Here is an 18,439-nt window from a genome sequence, read left to right as displayed (position 1 = left end):
AGATGGCCGCGCCGGTACACAATCAACCGGTAGTGCGGCGACTTGACACAATCGGACAGCATCGTGCTGTAGGCCGTGACCGTCGGCCGAGTCTTCTTATAAAAACAAGCTTTGTCATTTATCTGATGATAAGATGCGAAGCGGCTCGGACGCCGTCATTTGATGATGGACGGAGCGCCTTGGCGACTGTAATCCTTTGATTTTCGGTGGATGCCGCGTCGCCGTAAGCTAGGATAGAAGTCATACATGAAGCTGCTCTTCGTGCATCAGAACTACCCCGGGCCGTTTCGCCACCTTGCGCCGGCCCTGGCCAGATTGCCCGATCATCGTGTCGCCGCGCTCCATATGCGGTCGGACCTGCCAGACCGCGTAGACGGCGTGCAGCTTGTTTCCTACCGCCCCGCCCGCAGCAGCACGCGAGACGTACATCCCTGGCTGCGTGACCTGGAAACCAAGACGATCCGGGGCGAAGCGGCGTTTCGCGCGGGCACCGCGCTGCGCGAGCGCGGGTACGAACCCGACATCATCATCGGCCATCCCGGCTGGAGTGAAATGATGTTCCTGAAGGATGTCTGGCCGCAGGCACGCATGGCGATCCACTGCGACTATTATTTCCGAAAGGATGGAGGCGACGTCGGTTTCGACCCGGAGTTCATCACGCCCGATCCGCTCGATGCCAGCCGCATCGCCTTTCGCAACCTGCATCTGGACATGACCCTGCGCGAGGCGGATGCCGGGCTTGCGCCGACACAATTCCAGGCCGACGCCTTCCCCGGCTTTTTCCGCCAATGGATAACGGTCGTTCCGGATGGCATCGACACGGTCCGTTTCGCGCCGCGCGCCGATGCATCCGTCGATGTCGGCGATGGCCTTGTGCTGACCCGCGAGGACGAGGTCGTCAGCTTCTGCGCCCCCGTGCTGGAGCCGGGCAGCGGCTATCATATCTTCATGCGCGCACTGCCCGAGCTTTTAGCCGCGCGGCCGGCTGCGCACATCGTGATTGCCGGCGGGGAGGGTGCGCCGGCCGATTGGCCGTCGGCCGGGCTGAGCTGGAAGCAGAAGTTCATCGACGAGGTGCGGTTGCTGGTCGGCCCGGCCGACTGGGCCCGTGTCCATTTCATGGGACGGCCGGACCGGCGCGGGCGCCTGGCGCTGGCGCAGGCATCGCGCGTCCATGTGCATCTTTCTTATCCGTTCCCGCTGTCGCCCTATTTGATCGAGGCGATGAGCGCAGGATGTGCGGTCGTTGCCGGCAATACCGAGCCCGTGCGCGAAGCGATAACGCATGGTGAGAGCGGCATTCTGGTCGACTATTTCGACGTGCCGGGCATGGCTTCCTCGATCGCATCCCTGATGGCCGACGCGGCCATGCGCACCGAGCTGGGACAACGCGCCCGCGAGGCAGCCTGCGCCGGCTGGGATCTGAATGCGGTATCGCTGCCCCGCGCCAAGGCATGGCTGGAAGCGGTCGCAGCCTGACCCCACCCATGAGAGACCTTCTCTTCGTCCACAACAACTTTCCCGCCCAGTTCAAGCATGTGGGCCCCTTGCTGGCCCGCGAGGGGCGCTATGCCGTGGCGGCCCTTCACAAGCGGACGGACCTGCCGGACCAGGCGTTGGGCATGCGCCTTCACAGCTACACGCCCGTCGGCGCCCTATCGGCCGGGGTGCATCCGTGGCTGACGCAGGTCGAGAATGCCCTCAACCACGGCGAGGCAGCCACGCGCCGGGCACTGGAGCTGCGCCAGGCGGGCTATGAGCCGGATGTCATCATCGGGCATCATGGCTGGGGCGAGATGATGTTTCTGCGCGACATCTGGCCGAGGGCGCGGGTTGGCCTGTACTGCGAACTCTATTACCGGCACAGGGACTCGAGCTGGGACTTCGATCCCGAATTTCAGGAGAGGATCAACCCGGCGGCCGTGTGCAAGGCGCGGATGCTGAACATTCCCTTCGACATCAGTTTCGAAGGGGCGGTCGCGGGCCTGTCGCCGACACGCTGGCAGGCCAATACCTTTCCCGAGCCCATCCGCCGCCGTATCGACGTGGTGCATGACGGCATCGACACCGCGCAGATCCGGCCCAACGGCAGTGCGCGGCTGCAGGTGGAGGGCGGGGTGCTGACCCGCGAGAACGAGGTGTTCACCTTCGTCAGCCGTCACCTGGAGCCCTATCGTGGGCTGCACATCTTCATGCGCGCCTTGCCGGCGCTGCTGCGCAAGCGGCCGGCGGCGCATGTCGTCATCGTCGGGTCGGAAGGGAAGGATGGCGGCTATGGCCCGCTGCCCGAAAGCGGAACCTGGAAGGAAAGGTTCATCGCGGAAGTGCGGCCGCAGATGGACGATGCGCAATGGGCCCGGGTGCACTTCCTTGGCCGCATTCCCTATGAGCGCTTCGTGCAGGTGCTGCAGGTATCCACGGTCCACGCGTATCTGACCTATCCGTTCGTGGTGTCCTGGTCTTTGCTGGAAGCGATGAGCGCCGGTGCCGCCATCGTTGCCAGCGATACCGCCCCTGTCAGGGAGATGGTCGAACACGGGCGCAATGGCATGCTGGTCGACTTCTTCGACAGCACGGCGCTGGCGGAAACGCTGGCGCGCCTGGCGACCGCCCCTTTGCAGCGGGCGCGGATGGGCGCTGCCGCACGACAATTCGTCATCGATACCTATGAGGTGGCGGACTGCGCCAGGCGGCAGGCCGAATGGATCGACCGGGTGGCGGCGGGCTAGCCAACTCCCGTGCACGGCAAGGCAGCTAGAACAGCTTGCCCTGTTCCGGCTTGACGTGTTCCGTTTTGGCCGTGCGGCGGGGCCGCGCCATGGCGCCTTCCGCGTCCAGAGCCATGGCCTCGCGGCTTTCGCCTCCGGCAAACTCGACGGAAAATCTCTGCCCGGTCGACAGCCCTTCGGCACGGGTGATCGCCTGGCCGGTCGTGTCGCGGATGATGGCGTAGCCGCGCTCCAGCACGCGGCGCGGATCCAGGCTGGCGGCGACGCGCCAGACGCCGGCCAGCCGCTCCGTGCGGCGTGTCGCCGAGCGTTCCCAGGTCTGCTGCAGTATCGCGCCGACCGGCGTCAGCCGCCGGCGTCCATTGTCCAGCCGGTGGTCCAGCAAGGACGGACGCAGCCCGGCCGCAACGCTTGCAAAGCGGTTCCGCGCGCCGGATGCACGGCCGGACAAGGCATGGTCCGACCGGTTGGCCAGTTCCGTCAGATGCGCGCGCTTCTGCCCGATCATGACAGCCAGCCGCCCCGGTTGCAGGCGTGCGGATGCCGACAGGAAGCGCCGCCTTTCGCCGGTGACGTAGGCGGTCAGGCCGCGCTCCAGCCCGACGGCCAGGTCGTCCAGGCGGCGTCGCGGCGTGGCAAGCAGCATGTCGGCGCCCGGCATGGCGCGCGCCAGCGCCATCAGCGCGCGGCGCTCCTGCTGAAGCTGCCGGCTGATGCCGGCGCGCAGGCGCGCATGCAGGGCGGCCACCTGCGCCATCAGTTCGGCCCGTACGGGGACGGCCATTTCCGCCGCGCCGGTGGGTGTCGGCGCACGGCGGTCGGCCGCGTGGTCGATCAATGTCCAGTCCGTTTCGTGGCCGACCGCCGAAACGAGGGGGATGGCGGAGGCTGCAGCCGCCCGCACGACGGCTTCATCGTTGAAGCCCCACAGATCCTCGAGGCTGCCACCGCCCCGGGCCACGATGATGAGGTCGGGCCGCGGAACCTTGCCGCCGGGTTGGATGGCGTTGAACCCCTCGATGGCGGCGGCGACTTCGGCCCCCGATGTCTCGCCCTGCACGCGCACCGGCCACACAAGGAGATGCACGGGGAAGCGATCGGCGATGCGGTGGCAGATATCGCGGATGACAGCTCCCGTCGGCGAGGTCACGATGCCGATGACGCGCGGCATGAAGGGCAGGGCACGCTTGCGCGCCGTATCGAACAGGCCTTCCGCTTCCAGCTTCAACCGGCGCTCGTTCAGCAACGCCATCAGGGCGCCGGCGCCGGCCGGCTTCAGGTCGTCGATGACGATCTGGTACTTGGAAGAACCGGGATAGGTCGTCAGCCGGCCGATGGCGATGACTTCCAGGCCTTCTTCCGGCCGGAACGCCAGCTTGGCGAAGGTGGCGCGCCAGACAACGGCATCCAGCCGCGCACGGTCGTCCTTCAGCGTGAAATAGGCGTGGCCCGATGCGTGCGCCCCGCGATATCCCGAGATCTCGCCGCGCACGCGGACATTGCCGAACGCATCCTCGACGGTGCGCCGCAACGCGCCGGAGAGTTCCGACACGGAATACTCGGCGGCATTGGTGCCCTGTGTTGCGAAGCCGCCGTCCGACATTACCAGCCGGCCGCCGTCATGCCCGGGCGCAGGCGCTGCGAGCGGATCAGCCGCGTTTCCGGCAACTGCCGCGTCAAGGGCGTTTCCTCTGTCGGCGGCACCAGGTTGCGCAGGCTTTCCCGGATATGCTCGATCAGCGCGGAAATGACGGGGGTGTCGGTATTCTTGCCGCGCATCACCGCAATCTCGGCATCGTTGAGCCGGGGGAAGCCTTCCTCTTCGGTCAGAACGCGCATTCCGGGCCGCAAGGCGCATTCGGGCAGGACGCTGATTGCGAGTCCCGCCAGCACGGCCGACGTGACGATGGTTGCCGACCAGCTTGTAAACAGCACGCGGTGCTGCCGCCCCGCCTGCCGCAGGGCCTCGATGCCCTGCTTTCGCCAGACGCAGTCGGCGCGACCGATGGCCAGCGGCAGAACCTCTTCCAGGTGCACCGTATGGCAGGCCGACGTCACGAAGTGCAGCGGCTCGCGCCGGACGATCTCGGACCAGGCATGTGTCTTGGACGGGCAGACCAGCGCAACGTCCAGATGACCCTTTTCGACATGCTCGACGAGGCTGTTGGTCGTCTCGCAGGCGATCTGCAGTTCCACGCGCGGATTGGTCCGCACGAAGCGGCCCATGATCTCGGGCAAGAACCGCTCGGCGTAATCGTCCGGCAGGCCGATGCGGACATGGCCGGAGATGTGCTCTTCGTCGAAGGCGGTCAGCGTTTCCTGGCTCAGCGCCAGCATGCGCCGCGCATAGCTGAGAAGGCGTGCGCCATCGTCCGTCAGCTTCACGCTGCGGCCATTGCGCTCGAACAGCTCCTTTCCGAGACGGTCTTCCAGTCGGCGAACCTGCATCGATACGGCCGACTGCGTCTTGAAGACATCTTCGGCGGCGCGCGTGAAACTGCCGGTGTCGACGACGGCGATGAAGGTTCTTAGCTGGTCCAGATCGAGAGGCGTGGCCATGAACTCAACCCATCATTGATGATGATGGGTAGCATTACAAACATTCGTTGGCCTAATCAATGAGCCAGCCTTATCTCCAGATTGTCAGCCAGCGTAATCAGGCTCTGAACGGCGGGGAAAGCCCCTTTGCCGAACGGCTTCGGCTGGCTTCTCGACAGCGAAAGGGAACGAGAATGTCTATCACCCTGAAGGGTAGCGGCCGCGGCGAGTTCGTCGGTATCGCCTCCTCCGTGCGGGTTGGCTTCGCGGCCATCCCGGCCATACTGCGCTCCTGGCGCAACCGTCGGCACGCCTACCGGCTGTCCGAGATGCCGGACTATCTCCTCAGCGATCTCGGCATTCGCCGCGATGACGTGCATGAGGCATTGGGCGCGACCTGGCGGGAAGATCCGACCTTCAAACTCGCGGTAAAGGCGGCCCGGCGCCGGCGCGGACTTTGATGCAAAAACCACCGCCGGACACCGGCATCGCTACCGTAAGATGACCGCCACGGATCGACGAGATTCGTGGCGGTTCTGCGTTCAGGCCTTGAAGGCTTCCACGAACTGCGGAACGAAGGTCTGCTGGAAGGTGACGTCGGCGTTCGCCAGTTCCGGATCCAGCGTCTTCAACATCTCGAACAGGCTGTCGAAACCGTCCTGGCCGATGATGCCGTCCGGGCTGTACATGGCGCGCGAGTTCTCGAAAGCGGTCTTGTAGAATTCGCGATCACCGAACAGGTAATCCTCGGGCACGGTGTCGGCGACGTCGTCCGGGCTGGCGTCCCGCAGCCAGTGCAGCGACTTGACGAAAGCATTGACGATGCGCTGCGTGGTCACCGGGTTGGCGTCGATGAAGCTCTGCTGCAGGTAGACGGTGGCAGCCGGGTTGGTGCCGCCGAACAAGGCGCGAGTGCCTTCCTCGGTGCGCGTGTCCAACAGGATCTCGATATCGCCGTCCGCTTCCAGCCGTGCGATGACCGGGTCGAGATGCGACAGGCCGGCGATTTCGCCGCGCTTGACGGCCGCGACGCCGCTGGCTCCGCCGCCGATGCCGATGATGGACACGTCATTGGCCGTCAGCCCGTTCTTGATGAGGGCGTATTGCAGCAGCAGCGCGGTGGAAGAGCCGGGCGCCGTCACGCCCATCGCGCGTCCCTTCAGGTCTGCGATGCTCTTGACCTCTTCCGCAAGATCCTTGCGGATGCCGATGCAGATGCCGGGGAAGCGGCCGAGCTCGCACACGGCCTTGATGTCCTGGCCCTTGTCCTGCATGCGGATCGTATGCTCGTAGGCGCCCGTAACCACGTCGACCGAGCCGCCGACAAGCGCCTGCAGCGATTTGGCGCCGCCGCCGAAATCGTTGATGGAAACCGTCAGGCCTTCTTCCTCGAAGAAGCCGCGCCGTTCGGCGATGGTGAGCGGCAGATAATACAGCAGCGGCTTGCCGCCGACGCCCAGGGCCAGGCTGGCCTTTTCCGGTGTTGCGGAGGCATCCTGCGCATAGGCCGGCAGGCGCCCGAGAATGGATGTCAGGCCAAGTGCGGCGCTGCCCATCAGGACCGTTCTGCGTGTCGTCATGAAGAGTTCCTCCCTTTGTCGTTTGTTATGCGGTGGCAGAGGTTGCGGCCTGCGGACGCCAGACGAGAAGCCGATCCTCGACAAGGGTCACCAGCCAGTCGATCACCAGCACGAAAGCCATCAGCACGAACATTCCGGCGAAGACGCCCGTCACGTCGAAGACGCCTTCCGCCTGATGGATCAGGTAGCCGAGGCCGGCCGCCGAGCCGAGATATTCGCCGACGACCGCGCCCACCACGGCGAAACCGACGGCGGTATGCAGGCTGGAGAAGGTCCACGACAGGGCGGAGGGCAGATAGATGTGGCGCAGGAGCTGGCGCTCGTTCATGCCAAGCATGCGGGCATTGGCAAGCACGGTCTGGTTCACTTCCTTGACGCCCTGGTAGACGTTGAAGAACACGATGAAGAACACCAGCGTTACGCCGAGGGCCACCTTCGACCAGATGCCGAGGCCCAGCCACAGCATGAAGATCGGCGCCAGCACCACGCGGGGCAGGGCGTTGGCAGCCTTGACATAGGGGTCGAAGACGGCGGCCAGCATCGGCTTGCGGGCAAACCAGAAGCCGATGGCGATGCCGCCGACCGAGCCGATGATGAAGGCCAGCGTCGCTTCCAGAAGCGTGATGCCGAGGTGGTACCAGATGGTGCCGGCCGCGAACCACTCATAGATGCGCACCGCGACATCCACCGGCGTGGAAAAGAAGAAGCGCGCATTGGCCGGGTTGCCGAGGAGGGTGGTTGCGGTGAACAGGTGCCACACCAGGATGACCACCAGCGCAACGCCCACCTGTGCCGGCAGGAGCATGTATTTTTTCATGACCGAACCCCGCTCGTCTGCCGATAGCCCTTCAGCACCTCTTCCTTCAGCGCGTGCCAGATCTCGCGATGAATTTCGTGGAAGTTCTTGTCCAGCTTGATCTCGGAAATCTCGCGCGGGCGGGAAAGGGTGATGTCGTAGGAGCCCATGATGTGGGACTTCGGCCCGGCCGACATGATGACGACGCGGTCGGACAAGGCGATCGCTTCTTCCAGATCGTGCGTCACGAACAGCACGGCCTTGCGGTCCTGCGACCAGAGGTCCAGCAGGAGGTCGCCCATGATGACGCGCGTCTGCGCGTCGAGAGGGCCGAAGGGCTCGTCCATCAGCAGGAATTTGGGATTGCGGATCAGCACCTGCGCCAGGCCGACGCGCTTGCGCTGGCCACCGGACAGCATATGCGGATAACGGTCGGCGAAGGCCGCAAGGCCGACGCGCCCAAGCCACTGCGATGCCCGCTCGCGCGCTTCCTTGCGCGATGTGCCTGCGACTTCCAGCCCGATGGCGATATTGTCCAGCACCGTCTTCCACGGCATCAGCGAATCCTGCTGGAACAGGTAGCCGGCCCTGCCGTTCAAACCTTCCAGCGGGCGCCCGTCGATGCGCACCGTACCGGCCGAGGGCTTGAGAAGGCCGGCGACAGCGTTGAGCAGGGTGGACTTGCCGCAACCGGTGGGCCCGACGATGGACACGAATTCGCCGTCGCGCACGGAAAGGTCCGTGGCCGCCACCGCGTCGAACTTCAATCCATTGGCCAGCCTGAAGGAAATTTCGACTTTGTCCAGGTCGATGGCCGCATTGGCGGCCTTGACGGCTGGCGCGGCGCCAGGAACCGCGCTCACGGGCGCTGGCCCGCCGACGCGTGGGCGCGCCCGAACGTTTGGCATGCTTGCATTCTCTCCTCCCATTGCGAGCGCAACCTAAGATTTTTATGCGTTTCGCGGAATACGTCAGCCGGGAATGGTCGTTTCCATTTGGCGAACGACATGGCGGACCTGTCCGCCGGCCTGCGCGCCCGGTAGGGCAGCCGCGCGGTTGGCCAGCGGCACGAGTGCATCCAGCGTCACGCCAGTCGACACGCCCATGCGATCGAACATCGACACGAGATCTTCAGTTGCGACGTTGCCGGTGGCGCCGGGGGCAAAGGGGCAGCCGCCGAGGCCGCCCATGGCCGCATCGAACACCCGTACGCCCTCCTCGAAGGCGGCGAACACGTTGGCGACGCCGCGCCCGTAGGTGTCGTGGGCATGCAGGGCCCAGTGCCGGACATCCGGAAAGGCCGATCGCGCCTGCGCGAAAAGCTGGCGTACCTCGGCAGGCGCGGCGCGCCCGGTCGTATCGCACAGGCAGACTTCCGCGTCCGGCCGCATCGGCACCAGGCGTTCCAGCAGGGCCAGCACCTCGTCCGGCGCGACACGCCCATCGAAGGGGCAGTCCAGGCTGGTTGCGAGGTTGAGCCTGACAGGAATGTGCGCGGGCGTCGCCTGCATCAGCTCGGCGTAGGCATCGGCGGATTCCCCCGGGGACTGGCGTACATTGTTGCGATTATGCGCTTCCGATACCGAAAGCACGAAAGCGATCATCGGCGCTCCGGCTGCCAGCGCCTCAACCCCGCGCTTGTATGTCGGCACCAGAACCTGCGGCAAAAGCCCGCCAGCCGTCCCGATGCGTTGCAGAACCTCGGGCGTGTCGGCCATCTGCGGAACGGCCTTGGCGCTGACGAAGGAGCCGATCTCGATGCGGCGCAGGCCGGCCTTCGCCGCACCATCCACGAAGCCCAGCTTCTGCTCCGTGGGAATGAAGGGCCCGATGGGCTGGAACCCGTCGCGCGGTCCGACTTCGACGATCTCGACCTCGTGGATCGGTGCAAGAGCCTGTGTCACACGACTTTCCTTTCACGAAGGCCGGTTATTTCGTCGGCTGCAAAGCCGGCTTCAGCCAAAACCTCTTCGGTGTGCGCGCCGATGGCCGGGCCGGGCCAGCGGATGTCTCCCGGCGCTTCCGGAACATGCGGAACGATTCCGGCATGGAGCGTTGGCCCGATCAGCGGGTCGTCGACGCTGCGGACCATGCCGCGCGCCCGGTATTGCGGGTCTTCCGCAATGTCCGCCGCCGTATAGGCAAGGCTTGCGGGAATGTCGGCGGCGTCGAGCTCGGCCGCGGCGTCGGTGGCGTTGCGCGCCGATGTCCAGTTGGCGATGATGGCATCCAGCGCGTCGACATGCGCCAGGCGCGCCGAATTGTCGACGAAGCGTGGGTCGGCGGCCAGCTCCGGGCGGCCGATCGTGGTGGCAAGCCGGCGGAAGAGCGGGTCCGAATTCGCGGCGATCAGCAGCCATCCGCCATCCGCCGTCGGGTAGGCGCTGGTGGGCGCTGCCGTCTTGATGCGCGCGCCCTGCGGCTCGCGGATGGTGCCGAAGCTGCCATAGTCTGGCAGCATGCCCTCCATCATCGACAGGACCGATTCCGTCAGCGCCACGTCCAGCGTCAGGGATTGCGGCCTGGTGCGGCCGGCATCGCGCTGCCACAGCGCGGCCATCAGCCCGAATGCCGCATACAGGCCGGCAATGGAATCGCCGATGGAAATTCCGACGCGCGAGGGCGGCAGGTCGGTCTTTTCGGGCGGATGGTTGGTCAGATAGCGCAGGCCGCCCATCGCCTCGCCGATGACGCCGAACGACGCCTTGTCGCGGAACGGCCCTGTCTGGCCGAAGCCGGAAATGCGCGCGATGACGAGATTGGGGCGTACGGCGCGCAGGCTGGCCGCGTCGAGCCCGAACCGGTCGAGCTGGCCTGCCCGGAAATTTTCCACCAGGGCGTCCGAGCCGGCGGCCAGGCGCAGGACCACGTCGCGCGCTTCCGGCTTCTTCAGATCCAGCGTGATGCAGCGCTTGTTGCGCCCATGCATGGACCACCAGGGCGAATGCCCGTTCTTGTGCTGGCCCCACTGGCGGACCGGGTCGCCGCCCGGCGGCTCGATCTTGATGATGTCGGCGCCAAGATCCCCCAAGAGGCGGGTGCAGAAAGGCGCGGCGACGAAATGGCCAAGCTCGATCACTTTCAGCCCGGTCAGCGGACCGTGCCTCGGCGTATCTTCCATGATGTCCTCCCCGGCCCGTTGGGGCCGGAGGCAGGTTTGCAAGCTCGGCTGCCTGCGTTCCAGTCGCCTTGCGTCAACACGCGTTCGTCCCGCGCGAAGAAACGTCGGCTTACGCCCCGGCCAGGAGATGCTCGCGAAACAGGCGGACGGCGGGCGTCGCCTCGGCCGGGTCGCGGCAGACGAGCTTTAGTTCCCGGTGCGCCCATTCATCCGTCAGCGGAATGGCCTTCAGCCGCATGCCGGGGCCGATGACGGCGAAGACCCCGTCGGGGATGAGGCCGATGCCGATGCCGCTTTCCACCATGCGCAGCACGGCATCGAAGCCCGGTACGTGGAAACGCAGCTTCACGTCGCGCCCCGCCATCGCCGCGGCGATCTCGGAGCGGCGATAGATGGCGCTGTCCTGATGCAGCCCGATATGCTCGTATTCGAGCGTATCGGCAAAGCCGATTTCGGTGCGCCGCGCCAGCGGATGGTCGGCCCGCACGGCCAGCACCAGCCGGTCGCGGCGATAGGGGGCCGAATACAGGTCGCGGCTGTTCATCGTGGCGACGCAGAGGCCGATATCGCCGACGCCCTCTTCCACGCCGCGGATGACGGCGGCGCTGGTGCGCTCTTCCAGTTCGATGCGGATGCCCGGATGCGCCTTGTAGAAGCTCGACAGATCCTCGGGCAGGAACTCCACGATGGTGGAGATGTTGGCGAGTATCCGAACCTGACCCAGCATTCCGCCGGCGTGGTCCGCAAGCTCGGCCCCCATGCGCTCGACATTGGCAAGGATGGCGCGGGCGTGCCCCAGAAGGGCCTCTCCCGCCACGGTTGCGCTCATGCCGCGGGGATGGCGGGTAAACAGCACCGCGCCAAGAACCGCCTCAAGCTCGGCCAGCCGCTTGGACAGGGCGGATGGCGCGATGTTCTCGCGCTCGGCGGCGCGCGTCAGATGCTGCTCGTCACACACGGTCACGAACAGCCGAAGACTGGTCAGGTCGATGCGGCGGATAAGGTCGAGGGGAGCCAAGGCCGGCTCAGAATTCCGACATCTCGCCGCCCAGGGGATGCGCCGGCGCGTGCGTCGCCAGCACCTTGTCGATGCGGCGCCCGTCCATGTCGACGATCTCGAAGGTCCAGTCCTCATAGGACAGCACTTCGCCGACTTCGGGAATATGCCCGATTTCGTCCAGGATAAAGCCGGCCAGCGTCTCGTAGTCGCGATCCTTCGGGAAGGTAAGCTGCACCAGGGCGCGCTCGACATTGTCGACCGTCATGCCGGCGTCCACCAGCCACGAGCCGTCGGACCGCCGCGTCACGCCGTGCTCTTCCTCGATGCCCTCCGGCAGCGCGCCGGCGATGGAAGCGAGGATGTCGGTGGGCGTGACGACGCCTTCGAAGGAGCCGTACTCGTCCAGCACGACCGCCATGTGCGTGGAGGCGGACTGGAACCTGTCCAGAAGCTTCAGCACCGGCATCGCCTCGTTGACGTAGAGCGGCTCGCGCAGCGCGGCCCGCACGTCGATGCCGCCGGATTCGCGGAACTGGTCCAGAAGGTCCTTGGCCTGCACAACGCCGATGATGTCATCGGGGTTTTCCCCCGCCACCGGTATGCGGGAATGGCCGCTTGTCCGGATTTCGTCCAGCACGGCGTTCGGCTCGTCCTCGATGGACACCCAGAACACGTCGGGACGCGGCACCATGACGGAGCGGGCCGTCCTGTCGGCGATGCGCAGCACGCCCTCGATCATCTCCCGTTCCTTGGGTTCGAAGACGCCGCTCTGCGTGCCTTCGGCGATCATCGCCTTGACCTCTTCTTCCGTCACCGTGTTCTCGGCCATGCTGGACACGCCGACGAGGCGCGAGACGGTTTCGGTGGAAATGCGCAGGAACCAGACGATCGGCGCGCCGATCCGGGCCAGCAGCAGCATGAAGGGCGCGACGAAGGCGGCGATCCGCTCCGAATGGGTGAGGGCGAACCGCTTGGGGACCAGCTCGCCGAGGATCAACGACAGGTAGGTGATGATGACGACGACGACGGTGAAGGCCGTACCCTGCGCATAGGCGCCGACGACGGGCAGCGGATCCAGGATCTCGGCCAGCGGGCCGGCAAAGGCGGAGGCGCCGAAGGCGCCCGCGAAGATGCCGACGAGAGTGATGCCAACCTGCACCGTGGACAGGAAGCTCGTGGGATCGTCCACCAGCTTCAGGGCGCGGGCGGCGCCCTTGCTGCCCTCCTGCGCCATCTGCTGCAGGCGGCCGCGCCGTGCCGACACGACGGCCAGCTCGGACATGGCGAAAAAGCCATTCAGGAAAATAAGGAAGATGACGACGACTGCGTTGAAGACAAGCATTCGGCTCGGGGAACCTTTTCAGCGGGCGCGAGCGCCCAGGAGGGGCGCATGGCCCAGAGAAAGCGAAAGATGACACGCCGGCCGAACCGGCGTGGAAGGATAGGGGGTCATCGGCTCTTTCCCGGCCTGCGGGACGGCGGGTGCCGGTCGAAGACGGCCATCATGTCGCGCCAGTATCCGGCCTGCATCTCGCGGCCGTTGGCCATCATGTCGAAGGCCATGTCGATGGGTGTGCGCTGGCGCTCCGTCGCCGCCGGCTGCCGTGTCGCTTGCTCGGCCGCCGGGGCCTCGGCCGGCTGTGCGGCATCCACGGGGAAGGGCCATGGAAAGCCCTTGAACGCATCGGCGAAAAGACGCGTCATGGCGGCAGTGGGATCGGGGGCGGCGTCGCGGCCGGACGGGCGGCTGAAAGCCTCCATCGCATTGGCCGAGCGGCGCATCACCTCTGCCATCCAGACGCCGGCGGTATCGGAGGGCAGGGGCTGACGGTCGGGCCGGCCGGCGGCATTGTGCATGAACGCCTCGAGCGTCATGGCGGACAGCGTCGGCATCATCTTCATCAGCGTATCGGGCGCAAGCCCGCTGACCATGGACGCCTGGCGTGCGACCGCGTCGGCAAGCCCCGACGGCCCGAACAGGCCTTTCATGGCGGTGTTGCCGGCGGCGCGACTGTCGGTCGGCAGCAGGGAAACTTTCCCCATCATGTCGGCGAAAGCGGCCTGGTTGGCCTGCAGTCGGCGGAGGCCCAGCAGAAAGGCGGGCGCGAGGGCGTCCGTCGCCTCGCGCATTTCGTGCTCGCTCAGGCGAAACTGCGCCTGAAGCCCTTGCATCGCCTGCTGCATCTGGGCCGTGGCCGCAAGCCAGTCGGCAAAACCGTTCATCGTCCTTTTCCGCTCATCGGCCCTTAAGCATGGGGCCAAACGTCATCGCTGCCAAGAGGCAAGCGCACTCAATAGACCAAATGAGCGAAAACCTTGGCCATGGAGCGGTCCCATTGCGTTTCGTAAAGGCGCACCAGCTCCTCCGCCGATGTGGTGCCACGGGCCACGACTTCCTCAAGCGGCGCCAGGAAATGGCTTTCGTCGTTGCCTTCCTCGTTCATGCGGGCGCGGGCCTTGAGGCCCTTGCGCGCGATGGCCACCACCGCGCGCGAAAGCTCCAGCACGCTGGCGTCGCGGAACTCTGTCGCAAAGCCGGTTGTCGGCACCGCCTCGCGCAGGGCGGACACCTCTTCGAAGGTCCAGTCGGCGCACAGCGCCTCCGCCTCGGCCATGGCGGCCTCGTCGTAGAGAAGCCCCACCCACAGCGCCGGCAGGGCGCAGATGCGGCGCCACGGGCCGCCATCGGCCCCGCGCATTTCGATGAAGCGCTTCAGCCGGACATCCGGAAAGAGCGTCGAGAGATGGTTGGTCCAGTCGCCGAAATTGGGTGTCGCATCCGCGACGCGGCCCTTGAAGCCGCCGTCCAGGAATTGCCGGAAGGTAATGTCGGTGGCGTCGTGATAGACGCCGTCGCGCATGACGAAGTACATCGGCACATCGAGCGCCCATTCCACGTAGTGGCGATAGGTGAAGCCCGGCTCGAAGACGAAGGGCAGCAGGCCGGATCGCTGGTTGTCGACGTCGCGCCAGACATCCGAGCGCCAAGAGACGAGACCGTTGGGCTTTCCTTCGGTGAAGGGCGAATTGGCAAACAGCGCCGTGGCGACGGGTTGCAGCTTCATGCCGATCTGCATCTTGCGGCGCATGTCGGCTTCGTCGGCGAAGTCCAGATTGACCTGGATGGTGCAGGTGCGGAACATCATGTCCAGCCCGCGCGTGCCGACCTTCGGCATGTAGTTGCGCATGATGTCGTATCGCGACTTCGGCATGATGGGCGTTTCGGCCAGCGTCCAGGTGGGGCTGGACCCCATGCCGAGAAACTCGATGCCGAGATCCTTGGCCACCTTGCGCACATCCGATAGATGGGCATTCGATTCGCGGCAGGTCTGGTGGATGGTCTCCAGCGGCGCGCCCGACAGCTCGAACTGGCCGCCCGGCTCCAGCGAGATCGCCCCTTGGCCGGATGCGCCGGCAAGACCGATGATGCGGCCGTCGTCGGTGATGGCTTCCCAGCCGGACAGCGCCTGCATCCCCTCCAGAAGGCGCCGTATGCCGCGCTCTCCCTCATAGGGGACGGGGCCCAGAGTATCGGCATAGAAGCCGAACTTCTCGTGCTCGGTGCCGATGCGGAACTGCGCCTTGGGCTTTTCCCCGCCCTTCATATACAGGGTCAGGTCATCGACGCTGTCGATCGGCGTCAAATCGGTCGTGTCGCGCGCCATGGCTTTCCAGTCCGCTGTCCGCCGTCGGCGGTCGATGGTTACTCAGGCTGTCTATTGCCCGGACCGGCCCTGATGCAAGTACCCATCGCAACGCAGGGGCATCATGTCCGCCAGTCGCCCGCCGCCGCCTGCACCACGGCCATCGCCGCCACGGCCGCCGTATCGGCGCGCAGGATGCGCGGGCCAAGGGGGATGGCCGTCACGAAGGGCGCCTGCGTCAACATCGAACGCTCGTCGGCAGAGAAGCCGCCCTCGGGGCCGATCAGCAGCGCCAGCGGCTTGCCGGCCAGCGGCGACAGTATATCCAGCACCGCGGCCTCATCGGCCCGCTCGTCGCAGAAGATCAGCTGCCGGCCGGTGTCCCACTGTTCCAGGAGCTGGGGCAGCCGCACCATGTCGCGGCACTCTGCGACAGACAGGATGCCGCATTGCTCGGCCGCTTCGATGGCGTTGGCGCGCATGCGGTCGAGCTTGATGCGCGGTGCCTGGCAATGCTGCGTCATCACCGGTTGCAATACGCCGGCGCCCATCTCCACTGCCTTCTGCACCATGTAATCCAGGCGCGCGCTTTTCAGCGGCGCAAACAGATAGTGCAGGTCGGGCTTCGGCGTCTGCGGCCGGGTCAAGCGCTCCACCGCAAGCTCGAGTTTCTTCTTGGAAACGGGGGCCAGGCGGGCCAGCCATTCGCCGTCGCGGCCGTTGAACAGCAGCACCGTATCGCCCGCGCCGAGCCGCATGACGTTCATTAGATAGTTCGCGTGTTCCGGCGTCGCGGCCAGCACCGCGCCCTCGCCGAGGGCGTCTTCGACATGAAGGCGCGGAGCCCTGAAATCATAGTCCGGCATGGCCACCTCCAGAACTCTTGTCGCAGGCAGAAACCGAATCGCCGCCCGTCACGTTTCCATGCGCACATAAGGGCTGCGTCGGAACCGGTTCAATCGCAAACGCAGTCGCCTTCACGGTCGAGCCTCAAGGAGACGGATTTCATGGACCTCGGAATCAGTGGGCGGGTCGCCATCATCACCGGCGGCTCGGGTGGCATCGGCTTTGCCACGGCCAAGCTTCTGGCGCTCGAAGGGGTCAAGCTGGTCCTGTCCGACAGGCAGCAAGCCGATGTCGACGACGCGGCCGGCATTATCGGGGGCGATGCGATGGCCGTTGCGGCCGATGTTACCAGCCAGGCCGATGTGGACGCACTGGTGTCGCGGACCATCGAAACCTTCGGCACGGTCGACATCGTGGTTCATACGTCCGGCATCACCGGCGGCAAGGGCGATCCGCTGGAGTTGAGCGACGAGGAGTACCAGGAAGCCTGGGCGGTCGACTTCATGTCGGCCGTGCGCATCGGCCGGGCGGCGATCCCGCAGATGCGGCAGGGCGGTTGGGGCCGGTTCGTGTGCATCACCTCGGAAAATGCCGTCCAGCCCTATTGGGAAGAGGCCACCTACAACGCCGCCAAGGCCGCGCTGGCCGCCTTCATCAAGGGGCTGTCCTACAAGGAGGCCGCAAACGGTGTTCTGTGCAACACGGTTGCGCCCGCCTTCATCGAAACGCCGATGACCGACGGCATGATGAAGAAGCGCGCGGAAGAGATGAACATCACCTTCGACGAGGCGGTGCGCACCTTCCTGGACGAGGAGCGCCCCGGCATCGTCCAGAAGCGGCGTGGCAAGCCGGAAGAGGTGGCCGCAGCCATCGCCCTTCTGGTGTCGGACCGGGCGTCCTTCATCAACGGCGCCAATCTGCGTGTCGATGGCGGGTCGGTGCTGGCGGTCCAGAGCTAGCGGTTAACCCAGCAGCTCCCGGCCTTCGCCAGGGACACGCGTCGGAAGCGCCGCAATCTCGCTTCCGACGGCATTCTCGGCCACGCGGATATCATATGAGCTCTGCAGGTTGAGCCAGAATTGCGCGCTTGTCCCGAACCAATGTCCAAGTCGCAGTGCGGTATCACCGGAGATTCCGCGCTGCCCCTTGATGATCTGCGTAATCCGGTTTGTCGGAACATTGAGTTGCCGCGACAACTCACTCGCCGACACTCCGAGTTCGTTCAATTCGTCGGCGAGTATTTCGCCTGGGTGTATCGTTAGACGCGCCATAATGCTGTTTTCTGGTAATCGACAATCTCGATCCACGTCAGCCTGAATCGAGACAAGGTTCAAGCCCTGCTGCGACGCGATCGACCACTAAGCCGCGTCTCGACGATAGCTCCGCCCCGCCACAGGGGCAGGGGCGGGGTGGTTACTCGACGCTTTTGGGCGGTACAGGGTCGGATGCCGGAAAGGTATCGTCCAGCGCGTTGTCCAGGCAGGCTTCCTCGCCGTCGCTGACCTTGGATGGGGTTTCGCGCTCCACCTTGTCGCTGCGGAAGCGGTTTTCCTCTTCCGTCTCGCGCTCCACGCGGTTGACTTCGCTCATGTCGCACTCCCTCTGGAATAAGGCTTTGGGTCAGGAACGGCCGTTGGACGCGCCCGTTCCCGCCGCCAACGCCGCACCCAGCCTGTCGGCGTCCGCCTGCGAGAAGGCGCAGAGCACGATGCGGGTGAAGCCGCCGCTGTTCGCAGCTTCCAGGCAGGCCTCTACGGCAATCCCGGCAGCGTCGTCCTTGGGGTAGCCGTAAATGCCCGTCGAGATGGACGGAAACGCGATGCTGCGCACCCCGTTCTGCCGGGCCAGCGTAAAGGAGTTGCGATAGGCGTTGGCCAATAGTTGCGGCTCGCCTTGGCCGCCGCCATGCCAAACCGGCCCAACGGTGTGCACCACACGGCGCGCCGGCAGCCGATAGCCGAAGGTGATGCGGGCCTCGCCCGTGGGGCAGCCGCCGATGCTGCGGCATTCTTCCAGAAGCTCGGGCCCGGCGGCGCGGTGGATGGCGCCGTCCACCCCGCCGCCGCCCAGGAGGCTCTCATTCGCCGCGTTGACGATGGCATCCACCGAGAGTTGCGTAATATCCCCGATAAGGACCTCGATGTCGGTTCCGTTGCGTGTCGTCTTCATGACCTTCTCCCTTGTG

General features: G+C 65.8%; 19 protein-coding genes. 4 read left to right on the top strand and 15 right to left on the bottom strand.

The window, feature by feature from the left end; all coding sequences use genetic code 11:
- Positions 1-246: 246 nt before the first annotated feature.
- Together AUL31_RS07995 and AUL31_RS07990 are read left to right on the top strand one after the other, a co-directional pair.
- Entirely contained in the window at positions 247-1,479 is a 1,233-nt protein-coding gene (locus AUL31_RS07995; protein ID WP_060604158.1) for a glycosyltransferase, read from the top strand.
- An 8-nt stretch (positions 1,480-1,487) separates the two neighbouring features.
- Complete coding sequence (locus tag AUL31_RS07990; protein WP_060604155.1) at positions 1,488-2,729, top strand: glycosyltransferase; 1,242 nt, start codon at positions 1,488-1,490, stop codon at positions 2,727-2,729.
- A gap of 25 nt (positions 2,730-2,754) precedes the next feature.
- Here AUL31_RS07990 and xseA read toward each other — a convergent pair whose 3' ends face one another.
- Together xseA and AUL31_RS07980 are read right to left on the bottom strand one after the other, a co-directional pair.
- Positions 2,755-4,332: an exodeoxyribonuclease VII large subunit gene (xseA, locus tag AUL31_RS07985; protein WP_060604152.1), complete on the bottom strand. Its 1,578-nt coding sequence runs from the start codon at positions 4,330-4,332 to the stop codon at positions 2,755-2,757.
- On the bottom strand, positions 4,332-5,288 hold the full coding sequence (locus AUL31_RS07980) for a LysR family transcriptional regulator (RefSeq protein ID WP_060604147.1): 957 nt from the start codon (positions 5,286-5,288) through the stop codon (positions 4,332-4,334). Before AUL31_RS07980 ends, xseA begins: the two co-directional genes overlap by 1 nt.
- Positions 5,289-5,461: 173 nt before the next feature.
- Here AUL31_RS07980 and AUL31_RS07975 point away from each other — a divergent pair, with 173 nt between their 5' ends.
- Entirely contained in the window at positions 5,462-5,728 is a 267-nt protein-coding gene (locus AUL31_RS07975; protein ID WP_060604144.1) for a DUF1127 domain-containing protein, read from the top strand.
- A gap of 81 nt (positions 5,729-5,809) precedes the next feature.
- Here the strand turns inward: AUL31_RS07975 and AUL31_RS07970 are convergent, their stop codons facing one another.
- The 10 genes from AUL31_RS07970 to AUL31_RS07925 form a co-directional block, all read right to left on the bottom strand.
- Positions 5,810-6,847 carry an ABC transporter substrate-binding protein gene (locus AUL31_RS07970; RefSeq protein ID WP_060604141.1) on the bottom strand — a complete coding sequence of 346 codons (1,038 nt, stop codon included), beginning with the start codon at positions 6,845-6,847 and terminating at the stop codon, positions 5,810-5,812.
- Between the two features lie 25 nt (positions 6,848-6,872).
- Positions 6,873-7,664 (bottom strand): ABC transporter permease, encoded by a 792-nt coding sequence (locus tag AUL31_RS07965; RefSeq protein WP_060604137.1) that lies wholly within the window; start codon positions 7,662-7,664, stop codon positions 6,873-6,875.
- A complete protein-coding gene (locus AUL31_RS07960; RefSeq protein ID WP_060605228.1) occupies positions 7,661-8,506 on the bottom strand; it encodes an ABC transporter ATP-binding protein in 846 nt (281 codons plus the stop codon). The genes AUL31_RS07965 and AUL31_RS07960 overlap by 4 nt, the downstream gene beginning before the upstream one ends.
- A gap of 108 nt (positions 8,507-8,614) precedes the next feature.
- A complete protein-coding gene (locus tag AUL31_RS07955) occupies positions 8,615-9,547 on the bottom strand; it encodes a hydroxymethylglutaryl-CoA lyase (protein ID WP_082646849.1) in 933 nt (310 codons plus the stop codon).
- Positions 9,544-10,764 (bottom strand): CaiB/BaiF CoA transferase family protein, encoded by a 1,221-nt coding sequence (locus AUL31_RS07950; RefSeq protein ID WP_060604134.1) that lies wholly within the window; start codon positions 10,762-10,764, stop codon positions 9,544-9,546. The genes AUL31_RS07955 and AUL31_RS07950 overlap by 4 nt, the downstream gene beginning before the upstream one ends.
- Before the next feature lie 109 nt (positions 10,765-10,873).
- Positions 10,874-11,782: a LysR family transcriptional regulator gene (locus tag AUL31_RS07945; RefSeq protein WP_060604132.1), complete on the bottom strand. Its 909-nt coding sequence runs from the start codon at positions 11,780-11,782 to the stop codon at positions 10,874-10,876.
- 7 nt (positions 11,783-11,789) lie between these two features.
- Positions 11,790-13,106, bottom strand: a complete 1,317-nt coding sequence (locus AUL31_RS07940; protein WP_060604130.1) for a hemolysin family protein — start codon at positions 13,104-13,106, stop codon at positions 11,790-11,792.
- A gap of 107 nt (positions 13,107-13,213) precedes the next feature.
- Positions 13,214-13,987 (bottom strand): hypothetical protein, encoded by a 774-nt coding sequence (locus tag AUL31_RS07935; RefSeq protein ID WP_060604127.1) that lies wholly within the window; start codon positions 13,985-13,987, stop codon positions 13,214-13,216.
- Positions 13,988-14,055: 68 nt separating this feature from the next.
- The gene (locus AUL31_RS07930; protein WP_060604124.1) at positions 14,056-15,429 is read right to left on the bottom strand and encodes a glutamate--cysteine ligase; all 1,374 of its coding nucleotides are present in this window, start codon (positions 15,427-15,429) and stop codon (positions 14,056-14,058) included.
- 101 nt (positions 15,430-15,530) lie between these two features.
- Positions 15,531-16,274, bottom strand: coding sequence for a 16S rRNA (uracil(1498)-N(3))-methyltransferase (locus AUL31_RS07925; RefSeq protein WP_060604121.1), 744 nt, complete (start codon positions 16,272-16,274; stop codon positions 15,531-15,533).
- Between the two features lie 141 nt (positions 16,275-16,415).
- On the opposite strand from AUL31_RS07925, the gene AUL31_RS07920 reads away from it, so the two are divergent.
- Complete coding sequence (locus AUL31_RS07920; RefSeq protein WP_060604117.1) at positions 16,416-17,213, top strand: SDR family oxidoreductase; 798 nt, start codon at positions 16,416-16,418, stop codon at positions 17,211-17,213.
- A gap of 3 nt (positions 17,214-17,216) precedes the next feature.
- Here AUL31_RS07920 and AUL31_RS07915 read toward each other — a convergent pair whose 3' ends face one another.
- From AUL31_RS07915 to AUL31_RS07910, 3 genes are all read right to left on the bottom strand, one after another.
- Positions 17,217-17,525, bottom strand: coding sequence for a HigA family addiction module antitoxin (locus tag AUL31_RS07915; protein WP_060604113.1), 309 nt, complete (start codon positions 17,523-17,525; stop codon positions 17,217-17,219).
- Between the two features lie 142 nt (positions 17,526-17,667).
- Positions 17,668-17,844: a hypothetical protein gene (locus tag AUL31_RS20475; protein WP_192842516.1), complete on the bottom strand. Its 177-nt coding sequence runs from the start codon at positions 17,842-17,844 to the stop codon at positions 17,668-17,670.
- Positions 17,845-17,874: 30 nt separating this feature from the next.
- Entirely contained in the window at positions 17,875-18,423 is a 549-nt protein-coding gene (locus tag AUL31_RS07910) for an O-acetyl-ADP-ribose deacetylase (protein ID WP_060604108.1), read from the bottom strand.
- Positions 18,424-18,439 lie beyond the last annotated feature (16 nt).

This window comes from Aureimonas altamirensis, from assembly GCF_001463885.1.
GTDB classification, from domain to species: Bacteria; Pseudomonadota; Alphaproteobacteria; order Rhizobiales; family Rhizobiaceae; genus Aureimonas; species Aureimonas altamirensis.
The sequence above is the reverse complement of the archived record's forward strand: the minus strand, read 5'-3'. Positions and strand labels throughout refer to the sequence as shown.